This is a genomic window from Thaumasiovibrio subtropicus (assembly GCF_019703835.1).
Taxonomy (GTDB): Bacteria; Pseudomonadota; Gammaproteobacteria; order Enterobacterales; family Vibrionaceae; genus Thaumasiovibrio; species Thaumasiovibrio subtropicus.
In genome coordinates this window covers 1,248,193-1,262,315 of sequence record NZ_AP023054.1, presented here as the reverse complement: position 1 = coordinate 1,262,315, position 14,123 = coordinate 1,248,193, and the positions used below count along the sequence as shown (strand labels likewise).

General features: G+C 49.5%; 15 protein-coding genes. 12 read left to right on the top strand and 3 right to left on the bottom strand.

Annotation, left to right across the window (positions count from 1 at the left end):
* Positions 1 to 61 precede the first annotated feature (61 nt).
* From rluB to rnm, 3 genes are all read right to left on the bottom strand, one after another.
* Positions 62 to 1,012, bottom strand: coding sequence for a 23S rRNA pseudouridine(2605) synthase RluB (rluB, locus tag TSUB_RS05920; protein ID WP_087019848.1), 951 nt, complete (start codon positions 1,010 to 1,012; stop codon positions 62 to 64).
* A 186-nt stretch (positions 1,013 to 1,198) separates the two neighbouring features.
* Entirely contained in the window at positions 1,199 to 1,819 is a 621-nt protein-coding gene (locus TSUB_RS05915) for an L-threonylcarbamoyladenylate synthase (protein WP_087019820.1), read from the bottom strand.
* 10 nt (positions 1,820 to 1,829) lie between these two features.
* Positions 1,830 to 2,699: an RNase RNM gene (gene rnm / locus TSUB_RS05910; protein WP_087019817.1), complete on the bottom strand. Its 870-nt coding sequence runs from the start codon at positions 2,697 to 2,699 to the stop codon at positions 1,830 to 1,832.
* 309 nt (positions 2,700 to 3,008) lie between these two features.
* On the opposite strand from rnm, the gene aroF reads away from it, so the two are divergent.
* From aroF to gspS2, 12 genes are all read left to right on the top strand, one after another.
* Entirely contained in the window at positions 3,009 to 4,022 is a 1,014-nt protein-coding gene (gene aroF / locus TSUB_RS05905) for a 3-deoxy-7-phosphoheptulonate synthase (RefSeq protein WP_087019814.1), read from the top strand.
* On the top strand, positions 4,019 to 5,593 hold the full coding sequence (locus tag TSUB_RS05900) for an anthranilate synthase component 1 (protein ID WP_087019811.1): 1,575 nt from the start codon (positions 4,019 to 4,021) through the stop codon (positions 5,591 to 5,593). The genes aroF and TSUB_RS05900 overlap by 4 nt, the downstream gene beginning before the upstream one ends.
* On the top strand, positions 5,590 to 6,189 hold the full coding sequence (locus tag TSUB_RS05895) for an aminodeoxychorismate/anthranilate synthase component II (RefSeq protein WP_087019808.1): 600 nt from the start codon (positions 5,590 to 5,592) through the stop codon (positions 6,187 to 6,189). The genes TSUB_RS05900 and TSUB_RS05895 overlap by 4 nt, the downstream gene beginning before the upstream one ends.
* Positions 6,190 to 6,200: 11 nt before the next feature.
* Positions 6,201 to 7,205, top strand: a complete 1,005-nt coding sequence (gene trpD / locus TSUB_RS05890) for an anthranilate phosphoribosyltransferase (protein WP_087019805.1) — start codon at positions 6,201 to 6,203, stop codon at positions 7,203 to 7,205.
* 2 nt (positions 7,206 to 7,207) lie between these two features.
* Positions 7,208 to 8,569 (top strand): bifunctional indole-3-glycerol-phosphate synthase TrpC/phosphoribosylanthranilate isomerase TrpF, encoded by a 1,362-nt coding sequence (gene trpCF / locus TSUB_RS05885; protein ID WP_087019802.1) that lies wholly within the window; start codon positions 7,208 to 7,210, stop codon positions 8,567 to 8,569.
* A 10-nt stretch (positions 8,570 to 8,579) separates the two neighbouring features.
* The gene (gene trpB, locus TSUB_RS05880) at positions 8,580 to 9,770 is read left to right on the top strand and encodes a tryptophan synthase subunit beta (protein WP_087019799.1); all 1,191 of its coding nucleotides are present in this window, start codon (positions 8,580 to 8,582) and stop codon (positions 9,768 to 9,770) included.
* A complete protein-coding gene (gene trpA, locus TSUB_RS05875; RefSeq protein WP_087019796.1) occupies positions 9,770 to 10,573 on the top strand; it encodes a tryptophan synthase subunit alpha in 804 nt (267 codons plus the stop codon). The genes trpB and trpA overlap by 1 nt, the downstream gene beginning before the upstream one ends.
* Before the next feature lie 238 nt (positions 10,574 to 10,811).
* The gene (locus tag TSUB_RS05870; protein WP_414718374.1) at positions 10,812 to 12,122 is read left to right on the top strand and encodes a dicarboxylate/amino acid:cation symporter; all 1,311 of its coding nucleotides are present in this window, start codon (positions 10,812 to 10,814) and stop codon (positions 12,120 to 12,122) included.
* Between the two features lie 262 nt (positions 12,123 to 12,384).
* On the top strand, positions 12,385 to 12,933 hold the full coding sequence (locus TSUB_RS05865; RefSeq protein WP_087019791.1) for a septation protein A: 549 nt from the start codon (positions 12,385 to 12,387) through the stop codon (positions 12,931 to 12,933).
* 15 nt (positions 12,934 to 12,948) lie between these two features.
* Positions 12,949 to 13,338: an acyl-CoA thioester hydrolase YciA gene (yciA, locus tag TSUB_RS05860; protein WP_087019788.1), complete on the top strand. Its 390-nt coding sequence runs from the start codon at positions 12,949 to 12,951 to the stop codon at positions 13,336 to 13,338.
* Between the two features lie 28 nt (positions 13,339 to 13,366).
* Entirely contained in the window at positions 13,367 to 13,666 is a 300-nt protein-coding gene (locus TSUB_RS05855; RefSeq protein WP_087019786.1) for a YciI family protein, read from the top strand.
* A gap of 1 nt (position 13,667) precedes the next feature.
* Complete coding sequence (gspS2, locus tag TSUB_RS05850) at positions 13,668 to 14,042, top strand: type II secretion system pilot lipoprotein GspS-beta (protein WP_087019783.1); 375 nt, start codon at positions 13,668 to 13,670, stop codon at positions 14,040 to 14,042.
* Positions 14,043 to 14,123: the final 81 nt, after the last annotated feature.

The following is a 14,123-nucleotide window of genomic DNA, read 5'->3' as shown; positions in this document are numbered from 1 at the left end:
GAAAAAAAGCAGCGTTAGCTGCTTTTTAATAATTCGAAAAAGACCTACGTTCTCTTAATAATCACTTTCGCGAACGAGGCTTAGATGGGCGACGATTATTTTGCTGGCGGCTACCACCAGCAGGTTTATTCGCAGGTTTACCACCACGACGCTGACGACGTCCACCACGCTCTTCCTCAGCACGCTCTTCATGACGACGTACCGCACGGCGAATTTTCTGCGCTTTAGGCTTACGCTTTCGCTGTTCAACAGTGATGACAGATTCCGTCTCTGGCGCAAGCTCTACAGATTCGCGTAGCTTGTTCACTTCAGGTAGTTCTAGCTCCATCCAGCCGCCGCGAGGGAGATCTTTCGTCAGGAAGATATCGCCGTAACGCACACGCTTCAGTCGACTTACGGTCACGCCTTGAGAGTCCCATAAACGACGTACTTCACGGTTACGACCTTCATTGATCACAACATAGAATGTATGTTGATTACCTTCACCACCGGCATAAACCACGTCTTCGAAACGGGCCATACCGTCTTCAAGCTCAACGCCATTGACGAGGTTACGTACCATCTCTTCGTTTACGTCACCAAAGACGCGCACAAGGTATTCACGCTCAACGGTTCGGCTTGGGTGCATCAAACGATTTGCAAGCTCACCATCCGTCGTAAACAACAATAAGCCTGAGGTGTTCGCATCAAGACGACCAACAGACACCCAACGGCCACCTTTCATTCGTGGTAGACGATCAAAAACCGTACGACGCCCTTCTGGGTCGTTACGTGTACACAGCTCCCCTTCCGGCTTGTTGTATACCATCACTCGACAGATATCTTCAGTTGGAGATGGGAGGTCAACAAGGTGACCATCGATGCGTAATTTTACGTCATCAGATTCGATACGATCGCCAAGTTTAACGACCTTACCGTCAATGCTGATACGTCCTTGCGTAATCATTGACTCAATTTCACGGCGAGACCCATGGCCGGCCCGCGCTAATACTTTCTGAATTTTTTCGCTCATTTGTTCAACCTTAATGTCGCCTTCACAGGCGTCGTGTCCCATCTCCCACCTGAGCTAATCTCAAATGGGGGCGGAATTTTACGCCAAAAACCACTGCAACACCAGTATTTAAGCATGCGCCTCTGGCTCTCTGAGAGCAGTGAGTCAGGGGCACCATTAAATCGTACGCCGCGAGGAATTAACGTCTTATTCAAACGGCGTGATATCGCCAGACCCCACACGCAATACCACCGCTTCGCCATCAGTAAAATCAATCACCGACGTTGGCTGCTCCCCAAGGTAACCACCATGCATGATCAAGTCGACGGCATGCTCAAGCTGATCACGGATCTCATCGGGGTCTGCTTCTGCTGTCTCTTTCCCCGGAAGGATCAATGTGGTCGACATCATTGGCTCACCTAAGGCTTCAAGTAGATCCAACGCAATTTGGTTATCGGGGACACGGATACCGATCGTTTTACGCTTCGGATTCATCAACCGACGTGGCACCTCTTTCGTCGCTTTAAAGATAAAAGTATAAGGCCCGGGCGTATGATTACGCAGTAATCGAAATGCCACGTTATCAACACGTGCGTAAAGCGACAGCTCTGAAAGGTCACGACATAATAAGGTAAAATTATGGCTGTCATTTAAACGGCGAATGCGGCAAATACGCTCCATGGCTGACTTGTTTTCCAACAAGCAACCTAAGGCGTACCCTGAATCGGTTGGATAGACCACCACACCACCATTACGAACAATGGCAACAGCCTGATTAATCAAGCGTGTTTGTGGGTTGTCGGGATGAACATAAAAAAATTGACTCATTCTGACTCCTTCACTCTGCTTCCCTACTGAGTGGTTGTTGAAATTCTTTTGACCAGCTTTCCCAAATTGGTTTGACGCCTGCGGGCGCAAACAACCCTCTACCCAACTCAGTCCAAGGTGATGGATAGTGAAAATCCGAACCTTGTGACGCTAACAACGCATAGTCAATCGCGTAGTCAGCGAGGTTACGTCTGTCTTGCGGGGATTGCTGGGGCAGCGTCACTTCCATTGCATCGCCACCTGCTTGTTTAAAATAGTGTAATAGACGCTTCACCCATTTGGCAGTCAACTTGTAACGACCTGGGTGAGCCAGTACTGCTTGTCCACCCGCGGCATGAATCGCCGCTATCGCTTCTTCGATCGGCCCCCAGTTAGGTGGCACATAACCGGGATTGTTTCTGGTAAGGTATTGTTTAAAAACCTGTTGTACCGATTTTGCATAGCCGTTGGCAACGATCCATTGCGCAAAATGAGAACGGGTCAGCGTATTCCCCTCTCCCGCAATCGCACGTGCGCCTTCTAAAGCACCAGGCATGCGATTTTTTTCCAGCCGATGACCAATCAGCGCGGCGCGTTCTTCACGACGTATCTGTTGGCGTTCAACTAACTTGGCTATCGCTTCATGCGCGGGGTCAATATGTAACCCCACAATGTGAATATCTTTGTTTTCCCAGACTGTCGATACCTCGATGCCATCCACCAGTCGGAGTGGCAACTGGTACTCTTCAATCGCCGAATGCGCCGCTGCCAATCCGCCAACCGTATCGTGATCGGTAATCGCTAATACATCAACGCGAAACTGCACGGCACGTTGGACCAATTCCTGTGGAGATAACTTACCGTCTGACGCGGTTGTGTGGCTATGTAAATCAAAAATCATAGTTTTAATGCTTGACACTGCATCACTAAACTAGTTAACTAGTACGCGATTACTGAATTCGATAGGCTTCTGTTTAACAAAGGGTAGACACCATGTTACAGCAATTCACTTCAAACCAAACTATTTCTTGGTGGTGGCAACTCCATTAGCGGGTTGACGGCTGTGTATTGTTTACAGAAGCATCAAAACCCGCACTCAACTGCGGGTTTTTTTATACCCGACGCCAAGAGAGATACGCACACTTGGCCAACAAATTAGCCCGCAACACTGCGCTTCGGGCAAGACAAAAAAGCACTGAAAGGACACATTATGATCATCGTACTAAAACCAGAAGCAACCGAAGCGCAAGCCAAAGAGATCCTAGCTCGTATTGAAGAAGCGGGTCTAAAGCCGCTATTCATGCCCGGTGTGGAGCGCATCGTACTCGGTGCCTTGGGTGATGAACGCATCTTGCAAAAGCTTCACCTCGATGCGTTTCCTTGTGTCGAAACCGTAAAGCCGATTCTGACGAAATATAAGATGGTGAGCCGTGAAGTCCAAGCCCATGACACAGTGGTGCGTTTCGGCAATGCTGCTATTGGTGGTGACAAATTTGCAGTAATTGCTGGCCCTTGCTCTGTGGAGTCTGAGCAACAACTCCTTTCCGTCGCTGAAGTCGTCAAACAGCATGGTGCAGTCGCACTTAGAGGCGGCGCTTACAAGCCTCGCACCAGCCCTTACGATTTTCAAGGCATGGGTGTGGAAGGACTAAAGCTCCTAAAACAGGCCAATCAGCAACTCGGTATTCCGACGGTTTCCGAGGTGATGGAAGTCAGCCAAATGGATGCAATGTGTGAATATGTGGACTGTTTACAGATTGGCGCACGCAATATGCAAAACTACGCGTTGCTTAAAGCGGTAGGAGAAAGTGGCAAACCGGTCTTGCTCAAACGCGGACTTTCCGCCACTATCGAGGAGTTGCTGCTAGCGGCGGAATACATTTTCGATGCGGGGAACCCAAACATCGTTCTTTGTGAGCGTGGTATCCGCACCTATGAAACCGCTACCCGCAACACATTGGACTTAAATGCGGTCGCCTACCTCAAGCAACGTACTCACTTGCCCGTTGTTGTCGACCCAAGCCATGGAACAGGTGTACGCGAGCTGGTTATTCCTCTTTCCCGTGCGGCGGCGGCTGTCGGCGCTGACGGTATTATCGTTGAATCTCACCTAAAGCCAGAAGAAGCGCTTTCTGACGGCCATCAAGCGCTAACAGGTCCAATGTTCGAACAATTAATGCAAGAACTAAAACCGTTCGTAGAAGCGGCAGGGAGAACGCTGTGAGAACCCAACCTTTAGCCCAAGGTGAACTGGATATCCTTAACTTGGATGTTCCTTATGTGGCCGAGCCAACGCAACTGTTTCATGCGGTCTGTGCTAATCACCCATACAACTTATTGTTAGAGTCGGCAGAGATCGACTCTAAACAAGATTTAAAAAGTCTGATGTTGATCGACGCAGCAGTGCGCATCGTCTGTCGCGGCAAAACCGTGACACTTGAGGCGTTATCAGACAACGGCTTTAATGTCCTGTCACACCTTCATGGGCAAGCTGACAACACGACGGTTGCCAGTTTCGATAAAAAGACACTGGTACTGACCTATCCAGAACCAGACAAAGCCCTTGATGAAGACAGCCGCTTACGCCAGCCGTCACCCTTTGATGCACTGCGCCTCATTCGCGAGAGCTTTAAACTCGACTCGCATCCTGAGAATGCACTATTTTTAGGCGGGTTATTTGCCTACGATATCGTGGCTGAGTTCGAGCCACTTCCTGACGTCACCGAAGGTAACCGCTGCCCTGACTACCTCTTTTATATTGCTGAAACACTGTTGGTTATCGACCATCAGCGCCGAAAAGGTAAACTACAAGCCACCCTCTTTGGTGGTGAGCACTATACCGCCAGCTATTATGAGTTGAGCCGCCGTCTACAACATGTAAAAGAAGCGTGTCTTGATCCTGCGCCTGTCCCAGCGGCAACAGCGACCGCTATCACGGAGCCTGAGATCAACATTAGCGATAGTGAGTTTTGCGACATTGTCACCTCATTAAAAGAGTTTGTTGTCGCAGGTGACATTTTCCAAGTCGTGCCATCACGTCAATTCAAGTTACCCTGCCCTTCTCCGCTAAATGCTTATGAAGCGCTAAAAACGGGCAACCCAAGCCCCTATATGTTCTACCTCAACGATGCCGATTTCACCTTATTCGGTGCCTCACCGGAAAGTGCATTGAAATACGGAAAAAACACCAATCAAGTTGAGATCTACCCCATTGCTGGCACCCGTCCGCGCGGCAAAAACAAGGATGGTTCGATCAATCTTGACCTTGATGGGCGCATTGAACTTGAACTGCGCTCAGATATGAAAGAGAACGCCGAGCATATGATGCTGGTCGATCTTGCTCGAAATGATGTGGCACGAATCAGTGAAGCCGGAACACGCTATGTCGCCGACCTGCTCAAAGTTGACCGCTATAGCCACGTGATGCACTTGGTGTCTCGTGTCGTTGGACAACTGCGTAACGACCTTGATGCACTGCATGCCTATCAAGCCTGTATGAACATGGGCACCCTCACCGGCGCACCTAAAATTCGTGCGATGCAACTGATTCGTGATGTCGAGAAAAGCCGACGTGGCACCTATGGCGGTGCGGTTGGCTACATCAACGGCCACGGTGATATGGACACCTGTATCGTCATACGCTCTGCCTATGTCGAAGATGAGGTCGCCACCGTTCAAGCCGGTGCGGGCGTTGTATTTGACTCTGACCCACAAGCTGAAGCCGATGAAACCCGTGGTAAGGCTCAAGCCGTACTCACTGCGATTAAAACAGCCCATCAAGGAGTCTCAGCATGAATATCGTTCTTTTAGATAACTTTGACTCCTTTACTTATAACTTAGTCGACCAATTTCGCTCACTTGGGCATCCTGTGACCATTTACCGCAATAGCCTCAATGCAGAAGATATCGAGGCGGCACTGCTCGCGTTAGACAACCCTGTGCTTGTCCTATCGCCAGGGCCCGGCGCACCTGCCGATGCAGGTTGTATGCCTGCGCTTATCCAGCGTGTTAAAGGTAAAGTCCCGATGATCGGCATCTGCTTAGGTCATCAAGCCCTTGTCGAAGCTTACGGTGGTAAAGTCGAAGGTGCTGGAGAGATTGTGCATGGCAAGTCTTCCCTGATGGCGCACAACGATCACTCGGTATTTAAGGGCTTGTCCAACCCGCTCTCGATTGCCCGCTACCACTCTTTGGTCGCAACGGATGTACCAAATTCTCTGACTGTCATCGCTGAAGTCGATGCGCTGACAATGGCCGTGACACATGACGCACACCGTGTTTGCGGCTTCCAGTTCCACCCTGAATCAATTTTGACGACACAAGGCGCACAGCTATTGGTGAACACCTTAGATTGGGTCACTCAAACCGCGCCAATCAGTGAACCAGCATAAGGATTGTGACAATGGATCTACACGCATTAGCAGAAAAACTATACCGCCAAGAGACGTTAACAGAGGAAGAGAGTCAAACGCTGTTTGACGCCATTATCAAGGGTGAAGTTGACCCTATCTTCTTATCTGCAGTTCTCACCGCGCTGAAAATTAAGGGAGAAGCCCCGGCTGAAATCGCTGGTGCAGCAAAAGCACTACTGGCCAATGCCAACCCCTTCCCGTCACCAGACTATGACTTCGCTGACATTGTAGGTACGGGTGGAGACGGCGCAAATACGATCAATATTTCCACGACAGCCGCCTTTGTTGCTGCCGCCTGCGGACTAAAAGTCGCCAAACACGGTAACCGCGGTGTATCGAGTAAGTCAGGCTCCTCTGATTTGCTTGATAAATTTGGCATCGATTTGGCCATGCCAGCCGAAACCGCGCGAGAGGCGTTGGATGAGCTCGGCGTCTGCTTCTTGTTTGCACCTCAGTATCATGGTGGTGTCCGTCATGCCATGCCAGTGCGCCAAACGCTAAAAACCCGCACCATCTTCAACGTGTTGGGTCCACTCATTAACCCAGCGCGCCCCAACATTGAACTGATGGGGGTGTATGCCGAAGAGCTTGTGCGACCAATCGCCGAGACCATGGCCGCAATGGGCATGAAACGTGCTGCCGTCGTCCATGGCAGTGGCTTAGATGAAGTCGCGATTCATGGTGAAACCCTTGTCGCTGAAATCATCGATGGTGAAATCAAAGAGTACCGCTTGTCGCCGCAAGACTTTGGGGTCGACACATACCCGCTTGAAGCGATCAAAGGCGGAGAGCCGGAAGAGAACCGTGAGATCATCACCCATATCCTGACAGGAAAAGGCACCGATGCTCAACAAGGCGCGGTGGCCGTAAACGTTGCCCTATTAATGCGTCTCTTCGGTCATGAAGACCTGAAAGCTAACACCCAAAAAGCCTTGGATGTCATGGCATCAGGCACAGCCTATCAACTGGTCGAGAAACTGGCGGCGAAAGGATAATCATGGAAACCGTATTAGCAAAAATCGTCGCAGATAAGCGCATCTGGATTGAAGAACGTAAAGCCGCGCAACCACTCGAAAGCTTCCAAACGGAATTGGTTCCGAGTGACCGCAGCTTTACAAAAGCGCTTCGCCAACACAACACAGCGTTCATTTTAGAGTGCAAAAAAGCGTCGCCCTCAAAAGGGTTAATCCGCGATGATTTTGATTTAGATTACATCGCTAGCGTCTATAAAGATTACGCCAGCGCGATCTCGGTCTTAACCGACACCAAGTACTTTCAAGGTGATTTCGAGTTTTTGCCTCAAGTGCGCCGACAAGTCACGCAACCCGTGCTTTGTAAAGACTTTATGGTCGATCCTTATCAGGTCTACTTGGCGCGACACTATCAAGCCGATGCCATTCTACTGATGCTTTCTGTTCTCAATGACGATGAGTATCGTGCCCTCGCGGAGGTCGCCAATACCTTATCTCTCGGCATTTTGACCGAAGTGAGTAATCAAGAAGAACTCGATCGCGCCATTGCGTTAGGTGCTGAAGTGGTCGGCATTAATAATCGCAACTTACGCGATCTCAGTATCGATTTAGACCGTACCAAAGAACTCGCGCCGCAGTTGAGTGAAGACACGATTATCATCTCCGAGTCCGGCATCTATACCCACGAGCAAGTAAAAGATCTCGCCCGATACGCGAACGGCTTCTTAATCGGAAGTTCACTGATGTCACAAGACAACGTTGACCGCGCCGTACGCAAAGTGGTGTTAGGTGAAAACAAAGTCTGTGGTCTAACACGAAGCGAAGACGCTGTTAATGCGCACAAAGCCGGCGCTGCGTTTGGCGGACTGATTTTCGTTGAACAGTCACCGCGTGCGATAACAGTCGAACAAGCAGAGACAGTGATTGCATCTGCACCATTGCAATTTGTCGGTGTGTTCCAAAACCACACTGTAGAAGCGATCGCCACCATCGCCAATCGTCTGGCATTACATGCCATACAACTTCACGGTGATGAAAACGATGCCTTCATTGCGCAGTTACGTGAAGCGATCACCGCAGAGGTCGAAATCTGGAAGGCGTATGGCGTGACAGACACAGTACCTACCCTGCTTGCAAATGCAGACCGCCACCTTCTCGACAGCAAAGTCGGTGAACAAAGTGGTGGAACAGGTCAAGTCTTTGACTGGTCGTTGATCCCGACAGACAGCAGCATCATGCTGGCAGGCGGACTCAATGCCGACAATGCGCTCGCTGCCGCGAAACTGGGTACGCTTGGTCTCGATTTCAATTCAGGTGTTGAAGCCGCTCCGGGAATCAAAGACCCGCAAAAATTACAGGCGGCGTTTGCTGCAATCAGACAATATTAAGGGACAAACCATGACGAAATTAGACGCCTTCTTTGGCGAATTTGGTGGCCAATACGTACCACAAATTCTGGTTCCAGCGCTCGACCAACTTGAACAAGCCTTCATTGATGCGCAACAAGATCCGGCATTCCAAGAGGAGTTTGTCTCGCTCTTGAAAGAGTATGCGGGACGCCCAACATCACTGACCTTGTGTCGTAACCTCACGAAAGGGACAAAAACCAAACTTTACCTCAAGCGCGAAGACCTACTCCACGGTGGCGCACATAAAACTAACCAAGTGCTCGGCCAAGCTCTGCTTGCCAAACGCATGGGTAAAAACGAGATCATTGCGGAAACCGGTGCAGGCCAGCACGGCGTTGCAACAGCCCTCGCCTGTGCGCTGCTTGACTTAAAATGTCGTGTCTATATGGGCGCTAAAGACGTTGAACGTCAAAGCCCGAACGTTTTCCGCATGAAGTTGATGGGCGCAGAAGTGATTCCAGTGCACTCTGGCTCTGCAACCCTTAAAGATGCCTGTAATGAAGCGATGCGTGACTGGTCTGCCAGTTATGACAAAGCCCACTATTTGCTCGGCACCGCAGCAGGCCCACACCCATTCCCAACCATCGTACGTGAATTCCAACGTATGATTGGTGAAGAAGCGAAGGCCCAAGTGCTTGAGCGTGAAGGTCGTCTACCCGACGCGGTTATCGCCTGTGTTGGCGGTGGCTCAAACGCCATCGGTATGTTTGCAGACTTCATTGAAGAGACAGAGGTAAAACTGATCGGTGTTGAACCAGCAGGTAAAGGCCTCGATACCGACATGCACGGTGCACCGCTTAAACACGGCAAACTTGGCATCTTCTTCGGTATGAAAGCGCCACTCATGCAAGACGAGCATGGTCAGGTCGAAGAGTCTTACTCAGTATCAGCAGGCCTTGATTTCCCATCCGTTGGTCCACAGCACGCGCACCTCAATGCGACTGGACGTGCCGAGTACGGTGCCGTCACTGATGATGAAGCGCTAGAGGCTTTCCAAGCACTCGCAAAACATGAAGGCATCATACCTGCCTTAGAATCGGCTCATGCACTGGCTTATGCCTTGAAACTCGTCCACGCGGAGCCTGAGAAAGAGCAACTGCTCGTCGTGAACTTATCGGGTCGTGGTGATAAAGACATCTTCACTGTTCACGATATTTTGAATGAAAAAGGAGCACTGTAATGGATCGTTATCAATCACTCTTCACGGCTTTAGCTGACAAACAAGAAGGCGCTTTCGTCCCATTCGTGACCCTTGGCGATCCTAATCCTGAACTGTCACTGCAAATTATCGACACGCTTGTTGAGGCGGGCGCCGACGCGTTAGAGCTTGGCTTCCCCTTCTCAGATCCATTGGCAGATGGCCCGACGATTCAAGGCGCGAACATTCGCGCACTTGAGGCAGGCACCACACCAGTCACCTGCTTTGAGATGCTAAAAGCGGTTCGAGAAAAACACCCAACGACACCGATTGGGCTACTTATCTACGCCAACTTAGTCTTTGCGAATGGCACTGACGCCTTCTATCAAGCCTGTGCTGAAGCCGGCGTTGACTCAGTGCTTGTTGCTGATGTACCTGTTGACGCATCGGAAGAGTTTCGCGCATCTGCGTTAAAGCATGGCGTCCATCCTATCTTCATTGCGCCACCAAATGCCGATGAAGCAACGCTGGAGAAAGTGTCTCAACTTGGCGGTGGATATACTTATCTGCTCTCACGCGCTGGGGTGACAGGCGCAGAGACCAAAGCGGGCATGCCTATCGACCATTTACTAGCGTCATTGAAAGCACATAATGCTCCACCCGCCGTGCTGGGTTTTGGTATTGCTGAGCCTGAACAGGTGAAAGCAGCCGTTGAAGCAGGCGCTGCAGGGGCGATTTCTGGCTCCGCGGTGGTCAAGATCATCGAAAACAATGCTGATCAGCCAGCGCAAATGTTAAAAACGCTCTCTGACTTTGTCACCAAAATGAAGGCCGCCACTCGCTAATTGCCTTTTTTGCCCTGTTGGAATCCGTTCAACAGGGCAAATTCTTAAATTTCATAAACTTACCCCTTCATTTTGACTATTTCCCTAGACAAACCCGTTAAATCCCTTCTGCGCATTAACTGATCCAGCCCACATTTTGCAACTATCACTTCGTGATCAAATAACAATTTCCCCCTATTTTCCGTTGCGTAATCGTTTAAGTGCTGCCACAATCCCCGCGAAATTAAATATTGCATTCATATTAAATTGCAGATTATTTCACCACTTTTTAACATCAAAACACTATGAGGTAAGGAAAGTGTTAAAAAAAGAAGGATTACTCAGTAACATCGGCGTTCAAGTCGTTATTGCGATGGCGATTGGTACTGCAGTAGGTGCCATGATGGGACCAGCCGCCGCCATGTTTGCGCCGTTAGGTCATATTTTTATTAACCTCATCAAAATGCTAGTTGTGCCACTGGTGGCCGTCGCTATCATCTCTGGTGCTGCGGGCTTAGGTAACAGCCAGTCTGCGGGTAAGATTGGCCTCTCTACCCTAGGTTTCTTCGCGCTAACGTCAGCGGCAGCCGTTGCACTAGCGATTGCGATGGGTAACCTATTCAAGCCGGGCGAAGGCGTTGACCTGACCGACGTGCAAGGCATGTTTGGTACCGTCACTGCTGAGCAAGGTGCGCTACCTACGTTTTGGGAAACCATTGTTGGTATGATCCCGGGCAACGTGTTTGAAGCGCTCACAAGTGCCAACATCCTACAAATTCTTGTTTACTGCCTGTTCTTTGGATTAGCACTTTCTAAGATTGAAAAAACACGTCGTGACCCTATCATCAACGGTATTAACGGCATGGTTGATGCGATGGTTTGGATGATTAACCAAGTGATGAAAATCGCCCCTATCGGTGTCTTTGGTCTTATGGCTGAAGCTGTCGGTACCTTCGGTTTCCAAGCACTTGAAATCATCGCCAACCTAGTTTGGGTTTACATTCTTGCTATCGCTATCTTTGGTTTCTTGTTCTATCCAGCAATTGTCAAACTGCTGGGTAACATGTCGCCGCGTAAATTCCTGACAGCCATGAAAAAGCCGCAAGCGGTTGCACTATCAACAGCATCGTCAATGTCGACTCTGCCCGTCACCATGGATACGTGTGAGAAAGAGCTTGGTATCAGCAAAACAACGTCGTCGTTCGTATTGCCACTGGGCGCAACGATCAATATGTCCGGTAACGCGATCTACTACGGTCTCGTCGCCGTATTCTTTGCTCAAATGTTCCAGATTGAACTCGGTATGAGTGCTTACATCGCGATCATTCTTACCTCGACGCTTGGTGCGGTTGGTCAAGCAGGTGTTCCTGGCCCCTCATTCCTTGTTGTTGCCGTATTGCTTGCAGCGGGTATTCCAATTGAAGGCCTACCACTGCTGTTCGCACTAGACCGTATCTTCGACATGATTCGTACTGCATTGAACATCACAGGTGATGCTGCTTGTGCCGTCATTGTTGAAAACATCGTAGCGAAAGACGAGCTTGCCGCAGCGGAAAAGCAGAACGCTTAATCGCTCGCAACACAACAGGATAAAGTGAACGAAACGGCAACTCTGGTTGCCGTTTTTTTGTGAGCTTTCACACGGGACAAGGCCTACCTCTGTATTCGCCGATAAAAAGCTGTAGACTCAACGATGAATAGCCAGCCAAGATCGCCTCACCGATCTTCGACTGCAAATCATAAAGTTATCCAAAGAGATAACTCGCTTAAGCCGTACTCGATGCTTAAGTCTATCTACAAGCCTTTGCCATGCGAACCAACAAGGAAGTCCTATGAAACAGTTGCTCGATTTTATTCCCCTGATCATCTTCTTCATACTCTATCAACGCTACGATATTTACTTCGCCACGGGTGCCCTCATCGTCGCCACCGCGGTGCAAATGTTAGTCACTTGGGTGCTGTATAAAAAAGTAGAGAAGATGCAGCTTGCCACCTTTGTAATGGTGCTCATTTTTGGCGGAATGACAATCCTGTTTCAGGATGAGGCATTTATTAAATGGAAAGTCACCATTCTGTATGCCGCGTTTGCACTAGGCTTGTGGATTTCGCAGTTAATGAAGAAACCCTTGATCAAATCGATGCTCGGAAAAGAGATCGTACTTGAAGATCAAGCGTGGTTGCGCTTAAATCGCGCTTGGGCAGTTTTCTTCCTGTTCTGCGCCGTATTAAACATCTATGTCTCTTATTCGTTTTCTCTCGACACTTGGGTCAACTTTAAAGTGTTTGGCTTATTGGGGCTCACCTTCATGTTTACGCTTGGAAGTGGGGTATTTCTCTACCGCCATATGTCAAAAGAAGACGAGGACAACAACGATTCGTAAGGTTACAAAATTATAATGAGTTCACACATTCCTCAGGGCCAGCTATTGTCACGCACCCTTGCTATGCCTGCAGATACCAACCCAAACGGTGACATTTTTGGTGGTTGGATAATGTCCCAACTCGACTTAGCAGGTGGCATTCTGGCCAAGGAAATTTCCGGTGGTCGTATCGCCACCGTCTCCGTTGACGGCATTCATTTCAAAGCCCCTGTTAAAGTCGGTGATGTCGTGTGCTGCTACGGTGAGTGTTCTCGCATTGGGAACACGTCGATGAGTATTCATCTCGAAGTTTGGGTAAAACCCGTTAAAGAAGAAGGGATTGGCGAGCGCTATCAAGTCTGTGAAGCGACATTTAACTATGTCGCGATTAACAATGAAGGCCGACCTCGACCAATCAAAAAGTAATCCGTTTTCACCATAAAAGGAACTAATTATGTGGTACGTCATTTTCTCTCAAGACGTTGAAAACAGTCTTGAAAAGCGCATGGGAGTGCGTGAGCAACACCTCGCTCGACTTCGTAATTTACAAGACGAAGGACGCCTGTTGGTTGCTGGACCAATGCCAGCCATTGACAGTGAAAACCCGGGCGATGCGGGCTTCACTGGTTCAACCGTGATCGCCGAATTTGCCTCGCTAGAGCAAGCGCAGGCGTGGGCAGATGCTGACCCCTACATTGAAGCAGGTGTTTACGAGAAAGTGATCGTGAAGCCATTTAAGAAAGTGCTGCCTTAATATGAAAAAGTTACTCTTAAGCTTACTCTGTATTGCCACTATTGCAGGATGCGCTAGCTCGCCAGACGACGAAGCGATGGCTATTGCGCAGTCTCGAGCCAACCGCCTTAATGACCTCATGCCAATGGATGTGGGTAAATACAAATTTATCCGCGCACGTTCGCAAGAAAAGTTTGTCCTCGTCGAAATTCTGTATGGCGGCGGTAGCCGTGTGACCCCTAGCCAATTTTTACGCAATAGTATTGCCACGTACTGTGAAGACCCAACCATTCGCCCAGTATTAGATAAAGGCGTCGGTTATGGCTTTACCATTCGTGATGCGCGTGGACGCCCAATATCTGAACAGGTGATTACGGCTGAGACGTGTAGCCAATAATTCCAAGCGAGAGAACCCAAAACGCACAGCCTAGCACCGCTGTGCGTTTTTTTATTCTTTGCGTAAATAACATCAATTAAA